This window comes from Aequorivita marisscotiae, assembly GCF_029814825.1.
GTDB classification, from domain to species: domain Bacteria; phylum Bacteroidota; class Bacteroidia; order Flavobacteriales; family Flavobacteriaceae; genus Aequorivita; species Aequorivita marisscotiae.
Genome location: NZ_CP122379.1, coordinates 604,184 through 623,524 on the forward strand (window position 1 = coordinate 604,184; position 19,341 = coordinate 623,524).

Consider the following 19,341-nt stretch of genomic DNA (forward strand, 5'->3'; position numbering starts at 1 on the left):
TAACTGAAACTATTTATTTTTACATTCAAGGTTTTTGGGCAATTATAGCATATGAAGTCATTTGGTTTTCATACTTATTGAAGATTTTTCGCATCTTTAAAATTCGTTTTTTGGCAGCCGGATGCGAGAGAATATTAAAACCTATTTTAAGAGCTCTAAAAATTCCTTCATCGGCAATCATTCGTTTGGGTTTTAGAAGATGCATTGGCGATTCATAGATTGCTTTTATCACAAACCCTTCATTTTCCAAAAGCTGGCACCATTCCTTTTGGGTTAAGGGGCGCGCATTTACGCGAATGGTCTGTGCCAACTTCCGTTGAATGGTCTCTTTAAATTTAACGTCCAGTTCATTGGGAGTTAAACCGAGTTCGTGAATACCGTAAAGCCCGCCCTTTTTAAGAATTCTAAATGCTTCTCTTATAATTTCCGATTTGCGCTTATCAACCTGCATTGTGAGTATCGCTTCACCTAAAACCTTGTCTGCACTTTCATCTTTTAGCCCAGTTTGGGCCGCATAGGTATTAATTATTGTTGCCGTTTTTGCACCGTTGAGCTTTTTCCGTAATTTTGCGGTAGCTTCTTCATTTAGTTCTATTCCAGTATAATTTTTTGGTTTTTCCTTAAGTATCTTAGCCATTGTAAAGCCTATCCCAGGCGCAAATTCAACAAAGGAATCTTCAGGACAAACATGCATCCCACCCACCAATTTTGAGGTGAGTTTTTTTCCGCCAGGACGCAATACTTTTTTTCCCATATTGGCGAGAATCCAGTGGCCTTGTTCGGTATTTATTGTTTTATGACCCATCAGGAATTTTTTGCAACATCGTCCACTCGTTTTGCGGAATCTGCTTTGTTTAAACTTAAACGTACCGTACTGGTTTGTAAAGCTTTTAAATCGTGTGGCACACCGCCTTCCAGCGCTACCAAATCTCCCTTTTGCAAATTGTGAATAACTCCATTTATCCCAAATTCAATGCTGCCCTCAAAAACTTCAACTACAATCGGAAAAGGTGTTTTGTGCTCTTTCATTACATGACCCTCCTTAAATGCAATTCTTATTTCCTTTCCTGTTTCGGTTTCCATTAAAACTTGAATGGTCGGACGAGTTTCGTGATATTCAAGTTCCTTAACTAATGATGCTAATTTCATATATATTTCTTTTTTTAAATTTCTTATTTAGAATCATTCAAAATTAAGGATTATTTATAGAATAGCCTTGCAAAAAATTTATAAATTTTTGGACTATGATTGAACTCATAAGCCACGTTAAAGAATTCATGCAAATTTGCATACTAATAATTAAGACTCAATTAATTTAAATTAAACCTTATAGACGCTAGAAATGAACAAAACAACAAAGAATCCGAAGGTAGAACTAACGCCTATTATTGAAGAACACGACGAGGTTATCCTGCTCTGCGAACGCATACGACTGGGACTACGCAATAAAGTTGATGCCAAACGAATTAAAAAATATATTGATTGGTTTAAGGCGAATTATTTAGACGCTCATTTTGATATGGAGCAAAAAAACATTTTTCCAATTCTAGGCGAAAATAATGTACGTGTTAAGAGAGCCTTAGCAAACCACAGAAGACTAAATAGGTTATTTGCAGAAACCGCAGAACTAAACAAGATACTGCACAAAATAGAAGAAGAACTAAGCAGTTATATTAATTTTGAAGAGCGCATTTTGTATAAAGAAATTCAACTTGTTGCTACCGAACAACAGTTAGAAGTAATAGAAAATGGTGAACAACAAATAGTTTTTTCCGATGAAACGTGGAAAGACAGATTTTGGTTATCCTTAAGTGCTTAAAAGAGTAGCAATGTATTAAAACAAAAAAACACCGAATAAAGCTTTCGCATTCGGTGTTTTGGTATAGTAAAAGATTTATTGAAACTTTAAATCTTAAATTTTTTGTTCATTAAGCGCTTATCCTACAATCTTCACAATCTTTAGTTTTACCATAATAAGTTTCACGGTATTTGTGAAGGGTTTTAAATGGAATGCTCAAAAATGTTTTTTTTATGTAGATCACGCTTGTTGTGAACATTCCCATTTTTTCTGTAAATCGTTTTTCTGTTTTTGTTTGTCGTTTCACTGAAACTAACTTCATCTTTGTTTTTTTGATCCCCTTTGCCTTATTTTTAAAGCGAAAGTACAGGATACTGTTCGGGTGCAAAGAAACAAAGGCTTAGCTCCAATTGCAAATAATTAATGTTAAATATGAATTAAACTTTGATTAATTCTTATAAATTACCCCGTTTTTCATAATAAAAACTACATTTTCTAGCGATTTGATGCTTTTTATTGGATTATCCTCAACTGCGATAATATCTGCTAAAAACCCGGGGGCGATTTGTCCTATTTCATTCTCTGCATTTAGAAGCTGTGCCGGAATAATAGTTGCCGATTGAATTGCTTGCATTTCTGGCATTCCAGCTTCAACCATATAACCAAATTCTTTTGCATTTTGTCCATGTGGGAATACACCCGCATCGGTTCCAAAAACTATGGGCACTTCTTTCTTGTACGCTCGTGCAAACATTTCTTGAATTTTCGGGCCAATCTCCAATGCTTTCGGTACAATTATAGCCGGATAATAATTTTCAATCTTAGCTTGATCGCTTACAAACCTGCCAGCGCTAATTGTAGGCACTAAATAAGTATTGTGTTTTTTCATTAATTCCATGGTTTCGTCGCTCATAAGCGTGCCGTGTTCAATGGTTTTTACACCTGCGCGAATGGCGCGCTGCATACCTTCATCGCCATGGGCGTGCGCTGCTACCGGCATTTCATAATCTTTTGCAGTTTGTACAATAGCTCGAATTTCATCTTCTGAAAATTGCGGGTTTTTACCGCTTTTCGCAACACTTAAAACCCCTCCTGTTGCAGTAATTTTTATCCAATCTGCACCATTTTTGTAGCGTTGCCGCACAGCTTTTGCAGCATCTTCAACGCCATTTACAACCCCTTGGGCAGGACCGGGATCTCCCATCAATTCTTTTTTTCGTCCGTTTGTGGGATCTGCGTGCCCACCCGTTGTAGCCAAAGCTTTTTCCGCAGTATAAATTCGTGGCCCATCGGATTTTCCACTGTTGATTGCATTGCGAAGGGCAACATTTACGCCACTTCCTCCTAAATCGCGTACTGTGGTAAATCCGGCTAGCAAAGTTCGGCGGGCAATTTCAGCAGCATTAAAAGCAACATCGGCATCGTTTAAAGTAAATGGTTTTAAATATTGATCGCGGCTGGTTTCCCCTTCAATATGTACATGCATATCTATTAAACCAGGTAGCACTGTTTTATTTTTTAAATCAATTACCCGATCTTTAGGATTTTTGGGAGTTAAATATCCTGTTTCAATACTAATAATTTTGTTGCCCGAAACAATTATTGTCTTCTCCGAAAGTTCTTTACCGCTTTTGGTGTCAATTAATTTACCACAGTGTAGATAAACATCCTGTGCATTGCTTGCAATAAAAACGAGTAAAAGCAAAAGGGTTAGTAGCTTCTTCATATTTGTATTTTAAATTATAAACAGTGTTATTACGCTATTTCACGAACTTTCTTCTCCCACTTCCAAGCTGAAGCCAAAGCATCTTCCATAGTTTTTTCGGCTTTCCAACCTAAAATTTCATTTGCCTTCTTTGTGTCTGCATAAACCGAAATAACATCGCCCGGACGACGGTCCACAATTTTGTAATTCAGTTTTTCACCCGTGGTTTTTTCGAAAGATTCTACAACCTCCAAAACAGAGCTGCCTCTGCCGGTACCTAAGTTAAAAACCTCGAACTGTGTTTCATTTTTGTTTAAAAGTAAGCGTTGCAATGCAGTAACGTGGGCTTTTGCCAGATCTACTACATGTATATAATCGCGAACACAACTACCATCTTCGGTAGGATAATCATCTCCAAAAACCGATAGCTCCTTTCGGACCCCGGCAGCGGTTTGGGTAATAAACGGTACAAGATTCTGTGGCACGCCCGCCGGTAGTTCGCCAATTTCGGCAGTTTCGTGTGCTCCAATGGGATTAAAGTATCGCAGTGCTATGGACTTTAAAGTTGAAATGGAACACGCATCCTTTAATATTTCTTCACTTATCTGTTTGGTGTTTCCATATGGAGAAGTTGCAGCCTTAACAGGGGCGTTCTCTGTAATTGGAAGTGAATCTGGCTCGCCGTAAACCGTGCAGGACGAACTAAAGATAAAGTTATTTATACCGTACGCTTTGCACTCCTGAAGTAAATAGATAAGTGTATTTAGATTGTTTTCGTAATAAAGCAACGGATTTTCAACACTTTCGCCCACCGCTTTACTGGCAGCAAAATGAATAATCCCTTCTATATCTTGATTTCTTTTAAAGAAGTCTGTAACATCTGCTTTTATTCTAAGATCGAGTCTTTCGAAACTGGGCGCTGTTTTAGTGATGTTGGTCAATCCCTCCAAAACATCAATTGAAGAATTTGAAAGGTTATCGATTATGATAACTTGAAAACCTGAATTTTGAAGTTCAACTACGGTGTGACTTCCTATATAGCCCAATCCGCCAGTTACTAGTATTTTTTTCATATGTGTGCCCGATAATGTGGGAATTAGTTTAATTAATATTTCTCAATAAAATTAATTACCGTTTTTGTTATAAAATCTATTTGTTCATCATCCAACTCGGTGTGCATTGGCAGCGAAATAACTTCATTTATTAACTGATTGGTAACCGTGAAATCTTCTTCTTTATAACGTTCATCTCTATACGCCTTTTGCAAGTGTAATGGAATTGGATAATAAACTCCACACGGAATTCCTTTTTCATTTAAATGGTTAACCAACGCATCGCGATCTGCATTAATTATTTTTAAAGTGTATTGATGAAAAACGTGACAATCGCAAACATCGCATATAGTTTGCGTGTTATTGCAAAAACCGGTGGGCGTTACTATATTTTTTACACCTGCAAAAGCCTCGCTATATTTGCGGGCTGCATTTCTGCGGGCCGCATTATATTCATCTAAAAGGGGCAGCTTTGCACGTAGCACTGCGGCCTGAATGCTATCTAACCTACTATTTACACCCACGACATCGTGATGGTAACGCACGTACATACCGTGGTTTACAATACCGCGAATGGTATGTGCTAAATCATCATCGTTTGTAAAAATCGCGCCGCCATCGCCATAGCATCCTAGATTTTTAGAAGGAAAAAAAGAGGTTGACGCAACATGACCAATAGTGCCGGTTTTCATTTTAGTACCGTCTTTTGATGTGTAATCTGCACCAATGCCTTGCGCGTTATCTTCAATTACATAAAGATTGTGTTCTTCGGCTATAGCCATAATTTCGTCCATATTAGCGGCCAGGCCAAAAAGATGCACGGGAACTATGGCTTTGGTTTTGGGCGTTATTGATTTTTTAATAGCTTCAACATCTATATTAAAATTTACCGGATCTACATCTACCAAGACCGGGGTTAATTGCAAGAGCGCGATAACCTCAACAGTTGCAGCAAAGGTAAAATCGGCAGTAATTACCTCATCGCCGGGTTTTAATCCAAGCCCCATCATCGCTATTTGTAATGCATCGGTACCATTGGCGCAGGGAATCACGTGCTTCACCCCCAAGTATGTTTCCAATTCTTTTTGAAATTGATGTACCTCGGGACCATTCACAAAAGCGGTAGTTTCAATAACGTTTAAAATGGAACTGTCTACCCGCTCCTTTATTTTTTGATATTGACCTTTAAGATCAACCATTTCTATTTTTTTCATAATTACCCCGCCCCAGCGGAAACTTTAAATTGAACTTCTTTTCTTTCAGTTCGGTAAAATTACGAAAATGATATTTGTTTGAATTGAAGAAGTTACCTTATTGAATTATTACTTTATTGCGCCAACTAATTGAAAATTGGTTCCTGAAATTTGGTATTTTTGTTTTGTATGCGCACCTTTTATAATGTAATAATTTACTTAGTGTCCTTCGGGCTACACATTGCGGCACTTTTCAGTAAAAAGTTAGCGCTCTTTATTTCGGGCAGAAAAGATGTTTTTAAAATTTTAGAAAAAAAGATTTCGGCTGCAGATAAAACTATTTGGTTCCACTGTGCCTCTTTGGGCGAATTTGAACAAGGGGTACCAATAATGGAAGCTGTAAAAAAAATAAAACCCAACCATAAAATTATTGTCAGTTTTTTTTCGCCTTCGGGTTTTGAAAATAAAAAAAATACTCCTTTGGCAGATGCGGTGGTCTATTTACCGATAGATACCGCCATAAACGCTCGAAAATTTATTTCGGCAATTACGCCTACTCTTGCCATCTTTGTGAAGTACGAATTTTGGCCCAACTACTTATTCGAACTTCAGAAAAAGAACATCCCAACGCTTTTGGTTTCAGGTGTGTTCCGGAAAAATCAGATATTTTTTAAAAGCTATGGCGGGTTTATGCGAAGAGCTCTTGGCACTTTTAATCATTTTTTTCTACAGGATAAAGATTCTGAAACACTTTTGAAAGGTATTGGCATTAAACAAACTACCGTGAGCGGCGACACACGTTTTGACCGGGTTTCGCATCAAATTGAAATTGACAATACTTTAAAATTTGCAGCAGAGTTTAAACAAAATTCTGTTTGTATTGTCTGCGGAAGTACGTGGCAGGAAGATGAAAATGTACTAATAGACTATATAAATTCGGCTCCCGACACAGTAAAATTCATTATTGCCCCGCATAAAATTGAAAGTGATAAAATAGCCGCTTTCACCACCAAAATAGTAAAGAAAATGGTGCTTCATTCCGCAATAGACGAAGTAAATATTTCAGAATACAATGTATTAATAATAGATTGTATAGGTTTATTGACCAAACTTTACAATTATGCAGATATTGCGTATGTGGGCGGTGCAATGGGTAAAACGGGACTTCACAATATCTTGGAACCTGCTACTTTTGGTGTGCCCATTGTAATCGGTAAAAATTTTGATGCATTCCCAGAAGCCATTCGTTTGCGCGATCTAGCTGGTTTATTCGCCGTAAAAAATGCTGCTGAAGCCAATGAAATTCTTTCCAAATTAGTGAACGATGAACATTTCCGAAACAAAACTGGAATGATTGCCGGTCACTTTGTAAACAACAATACGGGCGCTACAAAGACTATTGTTAACTGGATTTCCCACAAATTAAAATGAGCAACTTTTTTATTAAATTTTAATGATAACAATCGCTCAATTAATTTCAAATTAGTATTTCCTTTACATTATTTAGTATTTAATTATACATTTCATAATTTTAATCACTTAGCTTTGTTCTAACAATTAAAAACAATCTAATTATGAAAAAACTAATTTTGGTACTTGCTGTTGCTTTAATAGCTTTTGGTTCGTGCCGTGAACAGAAAACGGAAACAAAGGAAGTAGTACGTGAAGTACACGTAGAAACTGAAGCCGATAACGACAATGAAGGTATTCTAGAAAGAGCCGCTAAAGAAGTGGATAAAGAAGTGAATCAAGAAATTGACAAGAAAATCGAAGATATAGGTAACGACGATTAATAAATAACCATCATAAAAAATAACTAGTATGAAAAAGCTAATAGTAAGTTTGGCACTCGTAGTAGCATTTAGCACTGCTTTTGTATCGTGCCGCGAAACTAAAAAATCCGACGATGTTGAAGACGTTGTTGACGACGTTAACGACGAAATAGAAGACATGACAGATGATGATGCCACAGACCCCGTAGAAAACACAATTCAAGAAGGTGTTAACGAAATACAGGAGAATACAGGTACTGGCGGAACTGACGACATTTAACAACAAACAATTTGAACCAAACTAAAACACTAAATATGAAAAAAGTAGCAGTAATTTTATTAAGCGCAGCATTCCTATCTGTAGGATTTACCTCGTGTAGAGATCAGGAAAAAGAATTGTCTGAAGAAGAAGCAATAATTCAAGAAATGCAGGCAGAAGGCGCTGACACAAAAGTAAAAAGCGACGACGGCGACACAAAAATAAAAATGGAAACCGAAACGAAAGAAGTGAAAATTAAAACCGATGAAGACGGAGATTCCAAAATAAAAGTGGACGTTGACAATTAAAATCCGTTAACCCAAAAAATCAAAACCGACTAAATTAGTCGGTTTTTTTTTGCGTTATTCCTATAACTTGTGCTTTTAGATCGTCCATAGATTGTTGTAACTGGCGCAGCAAATTACTTTCTGACGGCTCGTCAATTCCGAAGGTTAATTTGCTATTTACCATCCACAATTCTTGAATATCCTTCACTTTTACATCAATTGGCAGATATTCCTCATTTAAAGATATTAGCCTAATTGCCTGAGGATTATTAGGTATTTTCTGCAATTTTTTCACCAGTACGGAATCTCTTAAAACAACGATATAAATTTTACTGTCGGCAGCTTCGTTTATACTAGGTACAGCCCTACCTAAAACCCATTCATTTGGCCTAATATTCGGCAACATACTATCACCTTCTACCTGAAAACCGCGATAGGATGCGTTTCTATATTCTGGCAAAGGAATATTAAATGCCGGAAGCGTTTGGTACCATCCCACATCGTGTATATTGTTGGGGTATCCGGCAGCTGCTTTTTGGTTCACTAAAATAATAGAATCTTCACCCGTTGTATCTAGCGTTAAAACTTTTGGACTTACATCACCACGACTCGTATCTATATATTTTTCAAAACTTTTACCATAAATCCATAACGGATTTATATTAAACTGCGCCATGAGCTCCATCACAACCTTCCCGGTAATTTTGGTTTTTCCTCTTTCAATATCGGCGGTTGTTGCACCAATTTCTAGCAATTCGGCAAAGGATTGCTGGGTATGCCTTAGCTCTTCGCGAATTTTCTTAAAACGCTGAGCTTCTATAGATAGTTTAGATTCCATACACAAATATACTATTATTTGGAACATATCCTAAAAATACAATGGATTTAATCCAATATGATTGGAATATTTCCGTATTTTTGGCAAAATTCCAAATCAAGCTATGAATTTCGAAAGAATAAATGAAAAATTAAGCATCCTTGCCGATGCAGCAAAATAGCAAACAGGGTGTGGAACGGCCTATCAAAAAAAATAAGTGCGCAAGGCAAAAGAAAACTTTACAAAGCTTATTTAAGTGAAATAGCCTCTATTGAAAATAGCATTCTGTATTACATACGGCGTGCAATAAATGCAAATAATAATATAGAGAAGGATTATACCGATCCTTACATTTTAGAAATCTCCAAAGTTTGCAAAAAAGTAGATCGCGAAAAACATAGAATGGACGCTTTTATTCGGTTTAAATTAACCAAAGACCAAATTTATTTTGCCACAATTGAACCGGATTTTAATGTTTTGCCTCTTAATTCAGACCATTTTCAAAAAAGATACGCAGACCAAAAATGGCTTATTTACGATTTAAAAAGAAAATATGGGTTGTATTACAATCTTAAACAAGTGCAAACTGTTTCAATGGAAATAGCTTCAAACATAAACACCGAAAGCAGCGCACTGGCCTACTTCACCCCCGAAGAGATGCAATTTCAGGAACTTTGGGGCAACTACTTTAAGAGCAGCAATATAGCTTCGCGAAAAAATATGCAACTGCACATAAAACATATTCCGAAACGATACTGGAAATATTTATCTGAAAAAAAATTTTGAATCATTTTTTTAATTACTTTTGCGCACTATTAATCACTAATTTATTATCACAATGAAAAAAATATTCTTATCACTTACTGCTCTTGCACTAGTTGCTTCTGTTTACTCTTGTAGAGAAACTACATCTGAAAACGCTGAAGAAACTGCTGAAACTATTGAAGTTGAAACTGAAAACGCAATGGACGAAGCTGGCGAAGCTATCGACAACGCTGCTGACGCTACTGGCGAAGCAATGGAAGATGCAGGTGAAGCTGTAGAAGAAGCTGCTGACGACACTAAAGAAGCTGTAGAAGACGCTACTGACGGTCAATAAGCCTTTTTTATCAAAAAGCATACGAGCCTTTTCTTAACCGAAAAGGCTTTTTTTGTGCGAATTTTTACGAACTTTCTTGGCATAAAAAAATCCCCTCTGTTTTTCAACAAAGAGGATTCTGTACTCGAGGCGGGACTTGAACCCGCACGACCAGATGGTCACAGGATTTTAAGTCCGGCGTGTCTACCAATTCCACCACTCGAGCTTAAAAATGATTGTCTAACACAATCTTGGACTTAACAAAAAATGCCGAGCATTCGGCATTTAAAGCGTAGCGAAAACGGCTTCCACAATTTGATGGAACCCGCAACCTCCTTAGAGATTCTCGCATTGTGAGCGAAAAACGGGATTCGAACCCGCGACCTCCACCTTGGCAAGGTGGCGCTCTACCAACTGAGCTATTTTCGCAGAATTTTAATGAACGTCGCTTCCTAGTGAAAGCGGGAGCAAATTTAAAAATTTTACTTCAAAAGCAAAGTGTTTTTAAAGAAATTATTAATGAATTTTATTTTTTAATTTTTACAGTTGCATTTCGTTGTAACATACGCCGTATTTCATTGAGTTTCATTAAAGCCTCTACAGGCGTAAGTGTATCAATATCAATGTCTAATATTTCTTCGCGCAACTCTTCGAGCAACGGATCGTCTAACTTAAAAAAGCTCAACTGCATTTCTTCCTTTGAAACTGCTTTCATTTCTTCGGTCAATTCTTCCGAGGCGTGACTCTTTTCCAGCCGTTTTAAAATTTTATTCGCCCTTAAAAGCACAGCCTGGGGCATACCTGCCATTTTTGCAACGTGAATTCCAAAACTATGCTGACTGCCACCTGGGACCAATTTTCGAAGAAAAAGCACGTTGTCTTTTAATTCCTTTACCGAAACATTGTAATTTTTAATTCGCTCAAAGGTTTCGGTCATTTCATTTAATTCATGATAATGGGTTGCAAAAAGCGTTTTTGCGTGCGTTGGATGTTCGTGTAAGTATTCACTAATGGCCCATGCAATTGAAATTCCATCATAAGTACTGGTGCCTCGTCCAATTTCGTCTAAAAGAATTAAGCTGTTTTCCGATAGGTTGTTCAGAATACTTGCCGTTTCGTTCATCTCTACCATAAAAGTAGATTCGCCCATAGAAATATTATCGCTTGCCCCTACTCTTGTAAATATTTTATCTACACAGCCCATCCGTACCGCCGAAGCCGGAACAAAACTCCCCATTTGCGCCAGTAAAACAATTAAAGCTGTTTGCCTAAGAATAGCAGATTTACCGCTCATATTAGGCCCCGTAATCATAATAATTTGCTGGTTTTCGCGATCGAGAAATACATCGTTTGCAATATAGGGCGCGTCGGGCGGAAGTTGCTTTTCGATAACCGGATGACGCCCCTCTTTTATATCCAAATCAAATGAATTATCTAGCAACGGGCGCGTATAATTAGCTTCCCGTGCCTGTGTAGCAAACGAGCACAAACAATCTAACTGCGCAATTAAAGCTGCATTTTGCTGTACCGAACTAATATATTGAAGCAGCCAATTCACAAGTTTTGCAAAAATTTCCTGTTCCAATGCCAGTATTTTTTCTTCGGCGCCAAGAATTTTGGTTTCGTATTCTTTAAGTTCTTCGGTTATATAGCGCTCTGCACTAACAAGCGTTTGCTTTCTAATCCACTCTTCCGGAACTTTGTCTTTATGGGTATTTCGGACTTCAATATAATAGCCGAAAACATTATTTGAAGCTATTTTAAGCGAAGTAATACCCGTGCGTTTTGTTTCGCGTTCCAGCATTTCATCTAAATATTCCTTGCCATTTGCAGAAATATTCCGAAGCCCATCGAGCGTTTCTGAAAAACCTTCGGCAATTGAGTTTCCTTTTAAAATATTTACCGGAGCGTCCTCAAAAAGGGTTTCTTTTATTTTATTTCGAAGTAATTCGCAATCGTGCAATTGTTCCCCAATAATTTTTAGCGATTCGTTTTCCGAATGCATTGCCAACGTTTTTATGGGAACTACCGCCTCCAACGAATTTTTAAGTTGAATAAGCTCGCGCGGATTAACCTTGCCTGTTGCTACTTTAGAAATAAGACGCTCTAAATCGCCAATGCGTTTGGTGTTTAATTGAATTTTTTCCAAAATGGCCGGGTTATCCAATAAAAAACTTACTACTTCGTGACGGCGGTTTATTTTTTCGGCATTTTTTAGCGGAAGGGCCATCCAACGTTTTAAAAGCCTTCCACCCATAGGCGAAATTGTTTTATCTATTACGTCTAAAAGCGTTACCGCATTTTGCTGATTAGAATGGTAAAGTTCCAAATTGCGAATGGTAAAGCGGTCCATCCATACGTACTCGTCTTCGGCAATTCGGGCAATACGCGATATATGCTGAAGTTTGGTATGGCGTGTTTCGCTTAAATAATGAAGCGCTGCACCGGCAGCAATAATACCATCTCCCAGATGATCTACGCCAAATCCTTTTAAATTTTTTACATCAAAATGTTTTGTAAGTGTTTCAAATGAATAATCGGTTTGAAAAATCCAGTCTTCCAAGTGAAAAACGTGATATTCATTCCCGAAAGTTTCGGTAAAATGCTTTCGTTTTTGTTTCGAAAAAAGCACTTCCGAAGGCTTAAAATTCTGAAGCAATTTATCTACATATTCCGCAGATCCTTCCGAAACCAAAAACTCGCCCGTGGAAACATCTAAAAACGATACGCCCAAATTTTTTGCTCCAAAGTGAACCGCTGCCAGAAAATTATTAGATTTAGACTGTAAAATATCGTCGTTAAAGGCCACGCCTGGGGTAACCAGTTCGGTAACTCCGCGTTTCACTATTTTCTTTGTTAATTTTGGATCTTCCAATTGGTCGCAGATTGCAACCCTGCAACCGGCCATAACCAATTTTGGTAGGTAGGTATTTAACGAATGGTGCGGAAACCCAGCAAGCTCCATATTATCACCGCCATTGTTGCGGGCGGTAAGTGTAATGTTTAAGATTCTAGCGGCACGTACGGCGTCTTCCCCAAAGGTTTCGTAAAAATCGCCCACACGAAAAAGCAGCAAAGCATCAGGATACTTAGCTTTAATAGTATTATACTGTTTCATCAAGGGGGTTTCTTTCTTCGCCATAACAAATGCCCAAATTACGGGTATCTTTTTATAAATCTACAATCGATAAAAATAAGCAAATTGCAGTTTTCTATAAAATGAAGTAGTACTGATTTATTGGGTTTTATCAACAATAATAGCACATTACCGACCTCGAGTTGTTTTTGGCTTCAATTTACCGAGTACCAAATTTCCCATTAACGAATTAACGAGTAACTTTGCGCCCTTATGAAATACCGCAAACTTAAAAATAGCGAATTAGACCGTATAAATCCTGAAGAATACAAGGCTTCGGATAAAACTCCGTTGATTATAATTTTGGACAACATTCGGAGTTTGAACAATATAGGCTCGGTTTTTCGAACAGCAGATGCTTTTTTAGTGAAGAAAATTTATCTCTGTGGCATTACTGCGCAGCCGCCGCACAAAGATATTCAAAAGACAGCTTTGGGCGCAACAGAGAGTGTAGCTTGGGAATATGCCGAAAACACATTAGATGTTGTATCAAAACTAAAGAACGATGGTGTTTTTGTGGCATCTATCGAGCAGGCTGAACTGGCGGTAAACCTAAACGATTTTTCTGTGCAAAATGATTTAACCTACGCCGTAATTTTTGGAAATGAAGTAAAGGGCGTTCAACAAAAAGTAGTCTCTGCCAGCGATGCCGTCATAGAAATTCCGCAATTTGGCACCAAACATTCGCTTAATATTTCGGTAAGTGTGGGTGTGGTAATTTGGGATTTTTTCGTAAAGTTGAAGTAGTTAGTCTCGCTGGTCCTTTTCATTTAAACTCAATGAAGCAGACTATCTTTTATGCATAACCTTCACTACTACTTTTAAAAAATTCTACTTGTTAATAATTCTACGTGAATTAACACAATACTGAAAACGCCTAAGACAATGGCAAATTTTAAAATGTTGTGAAGGATTATATAATGCGTTTTTGTTCTAGAATACCATAAAACCGCAAGAAAAAAAGCAAGCCCAATAATACTGCCATAAAAATAAAAGTGCATATAGCCAATTTCATCCTTAAATTTTGTGACAAGTAAAATGATGGGAACTAGCGTTAACACACTTAAAAGAGACAGCATGCGCTTTGCCATCCTTTCGCCGTAAACCACGGGAATAGTATTGTAACCGTGTGTTAAATCGCCCGTAATATTTTCGAGATCCTTTACCAGTTCACGCATAGAAATTAATAGAAATAGAAAAGTAGCGTGTACAAAAATTACAACGTCAAAATTGCCATAATGCACAAAAATCGCAAAGAATGGTACAACTGCAAGTATCGCTGCAGTTATGTTTCCTATAAAAGGATACTTCTTTAATTTATGTGAATAGAACCACAGAAAGAAAATATAGAAAGAAAAAAATAATACCGCTTTAAACGAAACATAGCTTGCAAAAACCACCGACAAAAAGTTGAGTACAAAATATGCAGAAAGCTTGGTGCGCTGACTTACCAGTTTATCCAACATTGTTTTGTGCGGCCGGTTAATCAAATCTTTTTCGCTGTCGTAAAAACTGTTTATAATGTACCCTCCTGCAATTGCTGAGGAAGAAGCCAATACGAGCATCAATAAATTAACATCGAACAACACCTGCCTAACGGGCAAATCTGGCGCTAAAATGTAAATACTTGTAAGATATTGGGCAATTACAATAATTAAAATGTTATATCCGCGAACTACTGAAAACAGGCTGAAAAACTTTAGTAAGAAGAGTTTTTGTTTTCGGGATAGCATAGTGCAAAATTGAAAAATTCTGAAAATATTTCAGAGCAGAAAAAATTCCTAAAAACTATAAACCACTTCCAGTTTATAATCTTTTAGTGCTTTACGGGCCTTATCAATATCTTCGGTGAAGCCTAGCATATAGCCGCCGCCGCCAGAACCGCAAAGTTTTAAATAGTAGGCATTGCTATCAATTCCCTTTTTCCAAAGCTTGTGAAATTGCGCAGGAATCATAGGTTTAAAATTGTCTAACACTACTTTTGAAAGTTGTTTAATATTCCCGAATAACGATTTAACATCGCCTTGTAGAAAATCTTCAACACAGGCATCGGTATGTTTTACAAACTGATCTTTTAGCATATTCCTAAAACCTTCCTGTTTCATATTCTCCATAAAAATCTGCACCATCGGCGCGGTTTCACCTGTACTACCACTATCTAATAAAAACACAGCACCTTTGCCATTTTCGGTTTGCGAAGGTATGCCGGCAGGTTCAATATTATCTTTGGAATTAATTAAAATAGGAAGACTCAAATAGCTATTTAAAGGATCTAAACCCGAAGACTTTCCGTGGAAGAAGGATTCCATTTCGGCAAAAATTGCTTTCAGCGCCAACAGTTTTTCACGGGTGAGGTTTTCGAGTACGGTAATTTTATCGTTCGCATATTTATCATAAATAGCGGCAACTAACGCCCCACTACTACCAACGCCATAACCCTGCGGAATACTGCTATCAAAATACAATCCGTTTTCCACATCGGCTTTTAAAGCTTCCAAATTAAATGAAACCAGTTTTGGGTTTTCAGTTTCAAGTGCTTCCAAATATTCTGAAAAGCGCTTTAAGCTTGCATTAGACTTATGAGTAGCAACAGTATGATGTGCATCTATTTTCAGTGCTCCGTTATAAAAATTATACGGAATGGAAAGTCCTTTAGAATCTTTAATGATTCCATATTCACCGAAAAGCAAAATTTTTGAGTAAAAGAGCGGGCCGCGCATAAGCTGTTTAGTTGTATCTATAAAATTACAGTTTTTTATTCTTAATACCGAAATATGTCACAAAGATAGGGTTTTTAAAGATTATAGTTTCACAAAGATTTCTCAATAATAGCAAACATTTTTAATTTAATGCCCTGTCCTAAAGCCGAATATTGAAAAGAACACCTCATAGATTACTAAAAAATAAGTTGTATCTTTCTTTTAAATATTCCTCAACTACGTATTATCTTTAAAAAAGTATTCCTAAATGACTTTTAAAATCTTGAGATTCCTCGTCTTCTTCCAGCTCGTTTTTTTTTCAGTTTGTTTTCAATGCTATTCGCAACAAAAATACAGTTCCGTAAAAAAAATGCACACGCTTATTGCGCAGGATTCTCTTGAAAAAGCCCGCGCTGAGCTTTCAAAAATCCTTACACGTTATCGTACCGAAAAAAAATACGACAGTCTTTACAAATACATTCAATTTGTGGGTGATTTTAAATTAAGCAATGGCAACAATAATTTAGCCATACAAAAAGCCGAGGCGCTTTTAGCCGAAATAAAAACCCACGCCACCCCACAGTATATTGCCGAAGCTATTGCAGAAATGACGTGGGTTTACGACTATGCCGGACAAACACAAAACGCATACAACATCTTGTTCGAAAACCTATCAATTACCAAAAAAAATAATGCTGCCAATAATAAAATTGAAGCTAACTTTGAATATAAAATGGGGTATTATGCAGCAAAAATGGGAAACTATCCGCTTGCGAACAAACATTACCAAACTGCCTTGCGCATCTTAAATAAAATAAAAGAACCAGATTACGTTTTTTACAATCAGGTTTACAATGCACTCGGTGGAATGATGTGGCAAGAGGCTAAGCTAGATAGTTCTAGATATTACTTTGAGGAGGCGATAAAAGTTTTGGCAAAAACCGATGAAAGCGATATAATGAACCGTCATTATCGTCCGGCCCTCATAAAAATGAACCTTGCCGTTTTATGGAATGCCCTCGGCAAAAACCGTGAAGCCATTAAAATTTCTAAAGAAGCTATCTCTGGATTTCAGGCGTATATAGAGCAATCTACAGATAATGCAAGAAAAATTGAAGCAAAAAACCAGCAGTGTGTTACCCTTGATAATATGGCGGTTTTTTACAATACTTTAGGTGAACATTCCCGCGCTCAGGAACTAATAGAATATTCGTTCGAACAGAAAAAAAAGTTCCTTGAAAAAAACGATATCAATCTTATTATTTCAAATATAATCTTGGCTGAAGCAAAAATTGCAAGTAGAGATTTTGAGGGAGCTGCCATAAATGCAGATCGGGCATTAGAGCTTTTAAAAACGAGCCCCGGAGCAAACCTTTATTGGGAAGCCGGAGCTCTTAACACGCGGGCAACTATATATGAGTCTTTAGGAGATGTAACCAATGCAGAACTCTATTATCAAAAAGGCGAAACGGCATATAGAAATACTCTGGACGGTAACTATCCGAAAGATTTTTTAGACGGGTTGCAAACCCATTCGCTCTTTGCTGCTAAAAATCAATTTAGAAAAAAAGCAATTGCCCTAGCTGAAGAAATATACAATTACACCCACACGGGCGATTTTAAAAATACCTTACAGGAATTCTATCACATAATCAATTTGGCACAAGTACATTTTTTACTTAAAGATTATGCCGAAGCAAAAAAATACAGTACCGAAGCCCTCGATTTCAACATTATAAAGAAAGGTGAAAAATTAAGCACGGCAGATTCTATTCTCAGTCAGTACCGAAAGCCACAAGCCTTACTAATAAATGCTGCGTCTAAATATTATTTAGAAGAAAATAAAAACCCCGATTTTTTAAAAGAATTGCTAGCACAAGTAGATGAGGGTATCGCTATTTTAAACCAACGAAAAAAAGTGGTGAACAACCAGGAAGACATTATTTTACTACTTGCCGAAAATGAAGAGCTTTTAGACTTTGTTGAAAAAATAAGGCTAGAGTTATACCAGATTACCGAAAATCCGGAATATTTAGATAAACTTATCGCCCTACACGAATCCAGTATTTACAACCGTATCCGGTCGCGATTGGATTTGCGTGAAAATATAACCTTTAAACATATTCCCAATAAAGTTGTGGCACGCGAATACTTACTAAAAAATAATATGGTTTCTGCATTTAACAATTCGGAAGAAACTAATATTGCATCTTTTTTTAAGGCGTCAGAAAACTGGGAACAATTTTTAGATTCGCTAAAGCATCACTTTCCCAAATATTACAAAATGCGCTATGCAACCCTTGAGGAACCCATTACAGATCTGCAACAAAAAATACCCAATAACACAACGGTAATCCGATACATTTTTATTGAAAACGAACTTTATGCTTACGTAGTTTCTTCGGTTTGGAAAAAAATGATACACCTTAATTTTTCTTCGGTTAAAGAGCATATCACAAAACTACAAGATGATGCTTTTTCAGTTGAAAAAATTAGTCCATTATTATTCGACTTATATCAGGCACTATGGCTGCCATTAGAAAGTTATATTAACACCCAAAAGGTAGTGATTGTACCGGACCGTGAACTTTTTAATCTCAGTTTTGAAATTCTTACACCAAAACGCATTGCTACTTTTAAGGAAATGGCGTCCAATAGCTTGTTGGCCAATTACGACATTTCGTATAATTTTAGTTTGTTGCTGTATAAAGACAACAGAAAAGTTGCGGAGTATGCATCAGAGTTTATTGCCTTTGCACCTGGATTTAATGAAGTAATGAAGAAAAACTATAAACATGCCATAAAAGACTCGGTAAATTTAGATAAAGCCTATTTAAAACTTTTGCCACAACCCTTTAGTGAAGATTTAGTAAAACAGTATGCCCAAGAGTTTAACGGGAGTTATTTTATAAATGAAAAAGCAAATAAAGAAAAGTTTATTGCCAATGCAAAAAAACATAAAATTATACATATTGGGACGCACGCAGAAAGCAATAATATAAGCCCAGAATTAAGCCGATTAATTTTTGCAAAAACCCCGGAGAGCGTAGAAAATTACAACGAAAACTCATTGTATTCATTCGAGATATACAACATAGATCTTTCTTCCAATCTCGCTATTTTAACAGCCTGCGAAACCGGCAAACCTACCTATCAAGCCGGTGAGGGGATGATTTCCTTGGCGCATGCTTTTAACTATGCGGGAAGTGAAAGCATTTTAACCAGCCTCTGGGAAATTGATGAAGAGTCCAGTGCTAAAATTGTAAAATTGTTTTACGATAATCTTGCCCAAAAAATGCCCAAAGACGAAGCATTGCGCAAGGCAAAAATACGTTATATTCAAACCGCCGAAGGCCGTACAGCATCGCCTCACTATTGGGCGGGTTTAATACTTATAGGCGATTCGGCTCCTATTATTTTAAAAACTAGTGTAGCTTGGTGGTGGTATGCTTTGGCTGGGATTGTTGGTTTTTTATTACTATTTTTTATCGTGAAGAATAAAAAAGAAACTATGAATACCGAACACCAGAACAATGAACCCTAAA

At 37.0% G+C, this 19,341-nt stretch carries 19 protein-coding genes and 2 tRNA genes; 9 read left to right on the forward strand and 12 right to left on the reverse strand.

All coding sequences use genetic code 11. From position 1 onward, the window contains the following. Positions 1-25: 25 nt before the first annotated feature. On the reverse strand, positions 26-805 hold the full coding sequence (locus QCQ61_RS02840) for a methyltransferase domain-containing protein (RefSeq protein WP_279449206.1): 780 nt from the start codon (positions 803-805) through the stop codon (positions 26-28). After that, the gene (locus QCQ61_RS02845; RefSeq protein ID WP_279449207.1) at positions 805-1,149 is read right to left on the reverse strand and encodes a cupin domain-containing protein; all 345 of its coding nucleotides are present in this window, start codon (positions 1,147-1,149) and stop codon (positions 805-807) included. The genes QCQ61_RS02840 and QCQ61_RS02845 overlap by 1 nt, the downstream gene beginning before the upstream one ends. Before the next feature lie 193 nt (positions 1,150-1,342). On the opposite strand from QCQ61_RS02845, the gene QCQ61_RS02850 reads away from it, so the two are divergent. After that, entirely contained in the window at positions 1,343-1,819 is a 477-nt protein-coding gene (locus tag QCQ61_RS02850) for a hemerythrin domain-containing protein (protein WP_279449208.1), read from the forward strand. A 109-nt stretch (positions 1,820-1,928) separates the two neighbouring features. Here the strand turns inward: QCQ61_RS02850 and QCQ61_RS02855 are convergent, their stop codons facing one another. From QCQ61_RS02855 to QCQ61_RS02870, 4 genes are all read right to left on the reverse strand, one after another. Further along, positions 1,929-2,120 (reverse strand): hypothetical protein, encoded by a 192-nt coding sequence (locus QCQ61_RS02855; RefSeq protein ID WP_237603294.1) that lies wholly within the window; start codon positions 2,118-2,120, stop codon positions 1,929-1,931. Positions 2,121-2,246: 126 nt separating this feature from the next. Beyond that, positions 2,247-3,524 (reverse strand): metal-dependent hydrolase family protein, encoded by a 1,278-nt coding sequence (locus tag QCQ61_RS02860; protein ID WP_279449209.1) that lies wholly within the window; start codon positions 3,522-3,524, stop codon positions 2,247-2,249. 29 nt (positions 3,525-3,553) lie between these two features. Then, on the reverse strand, positions 3,554-4,576 hold the full coding sequence (galE, locus tag QCQ61_RS02865; RefSeq protein WP_279449210.1) for a UDP-glucose 4-epimerase GalE: 1,023 nt from the start codon (positions 4,574-4,576) through the stop codon (positions 3,554-3,556). Positions 4,577-4,608: 32 nt separating this feature from the next. Continuing rightward, the gene (locus QCQ61_RS02870) at positions 4,609-5,769 is read right to left on the reverse strand and encodes a DegT/DnrJ/EryC1/StrS family aminotransferase (RefSeq protein WP_279449211.1); all 1,161 of its coding nucleotides are present in this window, start codon (positions 5,767-5,769) and stop codon (positions 4,609-4,611) included. Between the two features lie 168 nt (positions 5,770-5,937). On the opposite strand from QCQ61_RS02870, the gene QCQ61_RS02875 reads away from it, so the two are divergent. The 4 genes from QCQ61_RS02875 to QCQ61_RS02890 all read left to right on the forward strand — a co-directional run bounded on the left by QCQ61_RS02875 (position 5,938) and on the right by QCQ61_RS02890 (position 8,087). After that, positions 5,938-7,179 carry a 3-deoxy-D-manno-octulosonic acid transferase gene (locus QCQ61_RS02875; protein ID WP_279449212.1) on the forward strand — a complete coding sequence of 414 codons (1,242 nt, stop codon included), beginning with the start codon at positions 5,938-5,940 and terminating at the stop codon, positions 7,177-7,179. Between the two features lie 143 nt (positions 7,180-7,322). Further along, a complete protein-coding gene (locus QCQ61_RS02880) occupies positions 7,323-7,541 on the forward strand; it encodes a hypothetical protein (protein WP_279449213.1) in 219 nt (72 codons plus the stop codon). Between the two features lie 28 nt (positions 7,542-7,569). Further along, on the forward strand, positions 7,570-7,800 hold the full coding sequence (locus tag QCQ61_RS02885) for a hypothetical protein (RefSeq protein ID WP_279449214.1): 231 nt from the start codon (positions 7,570-7,572) through the stop codon (positions 7,798-7,800). 35 nt (positions 7,801-7,835) lie between these two features. Then, positions 7,836-8,087, forward strand: a complete 252-nt coding sequence (locus QCQ61_RS02890; RefSeq protein WP_279449215.1) for a hypothetical protein — start codon at positions 7,836-7,838, stop codon at positions 8,085-8,087. Positions 8,088-8,121: 34 nt separating this feature from the next. Here the strand turns inward: QCQ61_RS02890 and QCQ61_RS02895 are convergent, their stop codons facing one another. Next, complete coding sequence (locus QCQ61_RS02895) at positions 8,122-8,904, reverse strand: LexA family transcriptional regulator (RefSeq protein ID WP_279449216.1); 783 nt, start codon at positions 8,902-8,904, stop codon at positions 8,122-8,124. Between the two features lie 168 nt (positions 8,905-9,072). Between QCQ61_RS02895 and QCQ61_RS02900 the strand changes: the two genes are divergently transcribed. Together QCQ61_RS02900 and QCQ61_RS02905 are read left to right on the forward strand one after the other, a co-directional pair. After that, positions 9,073-9,669: a TIGR03915 family putative DNA repair protein gene (locus QCQ61_RS02900; RefSeq protein ID WP_431605802.1), complete on the forward strand. Its 597-nt coding sequence runs from the start codon at positions 9,073-9,075 to the stop codon at positions 9,667-9,669. A gap of 52 nt (positions 9,670-9,721) precedes the next feature. Further along, positions 9,722-9,982, forward strand: coding sequence for a hypothetical protein (locus tag QCQ61_RS02905; RefSeq protein ID WP_279449217.1), 261 nt, complete (start codon positions 9,722-9,724; stop codon positions 9,980-9,982). Positions 9,983-10,103: 121 nt separating this feature from the next. Here the strand turns inward: QCQ61_RS02905 and QCQ61_RS02910 are convergent. The 3 genes from QCQ61_RS02910 to mutS all read right to left on the reverse strand — a co-directional run bounded on the left by QCQ61_RS02910 (position 10,104) and on the right by mutS (position 13,103). Then, positions 10,104-10,187 (reverse strand) — tRNA-Leu (locus tag QCQ61_RS02910). A 130-nt stretch (positions 10,188-10,317) separates the two neighbouring features. Continuing rightward, positions 10,318-10,390, reverse strand: a tRNA-Gly gene (locus QCQ61_RS02915). Positions 10,391-10,487: 97 nt separating this feature from the next. Next, a complete protein-coding gene (mutS, locus tag QCQ61_RS02920) occupies positions 10,488-13,103 on the reverse strand; it encodes a DNA mismatch repair protein MutS (RefSeq protein WP_279449218.1) in 2,616 nt (871 codons plus the stop codon). 207 nt (positions 13,104-13,310) lie between these two features. Between mutS and QCQ61_RS02925 the strand changes: the two genes are divergently transcribed. Next, entirely contained in the window at positions 13,311-13,844 is a 534-nt protein-coding gene (locus QCQ61_RS02925) for an RNA methyltransferase (RefSeq protein ID WP_279449219.1), read from the forward strand. Positions 13,845-13,918: 74 nt separating this feature from the next. Here QCQ61_RS02925 and QCQ61_RS02930 read toward each other — a convergent pair whose 3' ends face one another. Both QCQ61_RS02930 and QCQ61_RS02935 read right to left on the reverse strand, forming a co-directional pair. Beyond that, positions 13,919-14,830 (reverse strand): geranylgeranylglycerol-phosphate geranylgeranyltransferase, encoded by a 912-nt coding sequence (locus tag QCQ61_RS02930; RefSeq protein WP_279449220.1) that lies wholly within the window; start codon positions 14,828-14,830, stop codon positions 13,919-13,921. Positions 14,831-14,878: 48 nt separating this feature from the next. Beyond that, positions 14,879-15,817, reverse strand: a complete 939-nt coding sequence (locus QCQ61_RS02935) for a mevalonate kinase family protein (RefSeq protein WP_279449221.1) — start codon at positions 15,815-15,817, stop codon at positions 14,879-14,881. Between the two features lie 349 nt (positions 15,818-16,166). Here QCQ61_RS02935 and QCQ61_RS02940 point away from each other — a divergent pair, with 349 nt between their 5' ends. Further along, the gene (locus QCQ61_RS02940; RefSeq protein WP_279449222.1) at positions 16,167-19,340 is read left to right on the forward strand and encodes a CHAT domain-containing protein; all 3,174 of its coding nucleotides are present in this window, start codon (positions 16,167-16,169) and stop codon (positions 19,338-19,340) included. Position 19,341: the final 1 nt, after the last annotated feature.

Excerpts from the sequence above, each read along its gene's own strand:
- QCQ61_RS02840 (WP_279449206.1), bottom strand. The coding sequence starts at position 805 with ATGGGTCATAAAACAATAAATACCGAACAAGGCCACTGGATTCTCGCC.
- QCQ61_RS02845 (WP_279449207.1), bottom strand. The coding sequence starts at position 1,149 with ATGAAATTAGCATCATTAGTTAAGGAACTTGAATATCACGAAACTCGT.
- QCQ61_RS02850 (WP_279449208.1), top strand. The coding sequence starts at position 1,343 with ATGAACAAAACAACAAAGAATCCGAAGGTAGAACTAACGCCTATTATT.
- QCQ61_RS02855 (WP_237603294.1), bottom strand. The coding sequence starts at position 2,120 with ATGAAGTTAGTTTCAGTGAAACGACAAACAAAAACAGAAAAACGATTT.
- QCQ61_RS02860 (WP_279449209.1), bottom strand. The coding sequence starts at position 3,524 with ATGAAGAAGCTACTAACCCTTTTGCTTTTACTCGTTTTTATTGCAAGC.
- galE (WP_279449210.1), bottom strand. The coding sequence starts at position 4,576 with ATGAAAAAAATACTAGTAACTGGCGGATTGGGCTATATAGGAAGTCAC.
- QCQ61_RS02870 (WP_279449211.1), bottom strand. The coding sequence starts at position 5,769 with ATGAAAAAAATAGAAATGGTTGATCTTAAAGGTCAATATCAAAAAATA.
- QCQ61_RS02875 (WP_279449212.1), top strand. The coding sequence starts at position 5,938 with ATGCGCACCTTTTATAATGTAATAATTTACTTAGTGTCCTTCGGGCTA.
- QCQ61_RS02880 (WP_279449213.1), top strand. The coding sequence starts at position 7,323 with ATGAAAAAACTAATTTTGGTACTTGCTGTTGCTTTAATAGCTTTTGGT.
- QCQ61_RS02885 (WP_279449214.1), top strand. The coding sequence starts at position 7,570 with ATGAAAAAGCTAATAGTAAGTTTGGCACTCGTAGTAGCATTTAGCACT.
- QCQ61_RS02890 (WP_279449215.1), top strand. The coding sequence starts at position 7,836 with ATGAAAAAAGTAGCAGTAATTTTATTAAGCGCAGCATTCCTATCTGTA.
- QCQ61_RS02895 (WP_279449216.1), bottom strand. The coding sequence starts at position 8,904 with ATGGAATCTAAACTATCTATAGAAGCTCAGCGTTTTAAGAAAATTCGC.
- QCQ61_RS02905 (WP_279449217.1), top strand. The coding sequence starts at position 9,722 with ATGAAAAAAATATTCTTATCACTTACTGCTCTTGCACTAGTTGCTTCT.
- mutS (WP_279449218.1), bottom strand. The coding sequence starts at position 13,103 with ATGGCGAAGAAAGAAACCCCCTTGATGAAACAGTATAATACTATTAAA.
- QCQ61_RS02925 (WP_279449219.1), top strand. The coding sequence starts at position 13,311 with ATGAAATACCGCAAACTTAAAAATAGCGAATTAGACCGTATAAATCCT.
- QCQ61_RS02930 (WP_279449220.1), bottom strand. The coding sequence starts at position 14,830 with ATGCTATCCCGAAAACAAAAACTCTTCTTACTAAAGTTTTTCAGCCTG.
- QCQ61_RS02935 (WP_279449221.1), bottom strand. The coding sequence starts at position 15,817 with ATGCGCGGCCCGCTCTTTTACTCAAAAATTTTGCTTTTCGGTGAATAT.
- QCQ61_RS02940 (WP_279449222.1), top strand. The coding sequence starts at position 16,167 with ATGCACACGCTTATTGCGCAGGATTCTCTTGAAAAAGCCCGCGCTGAG.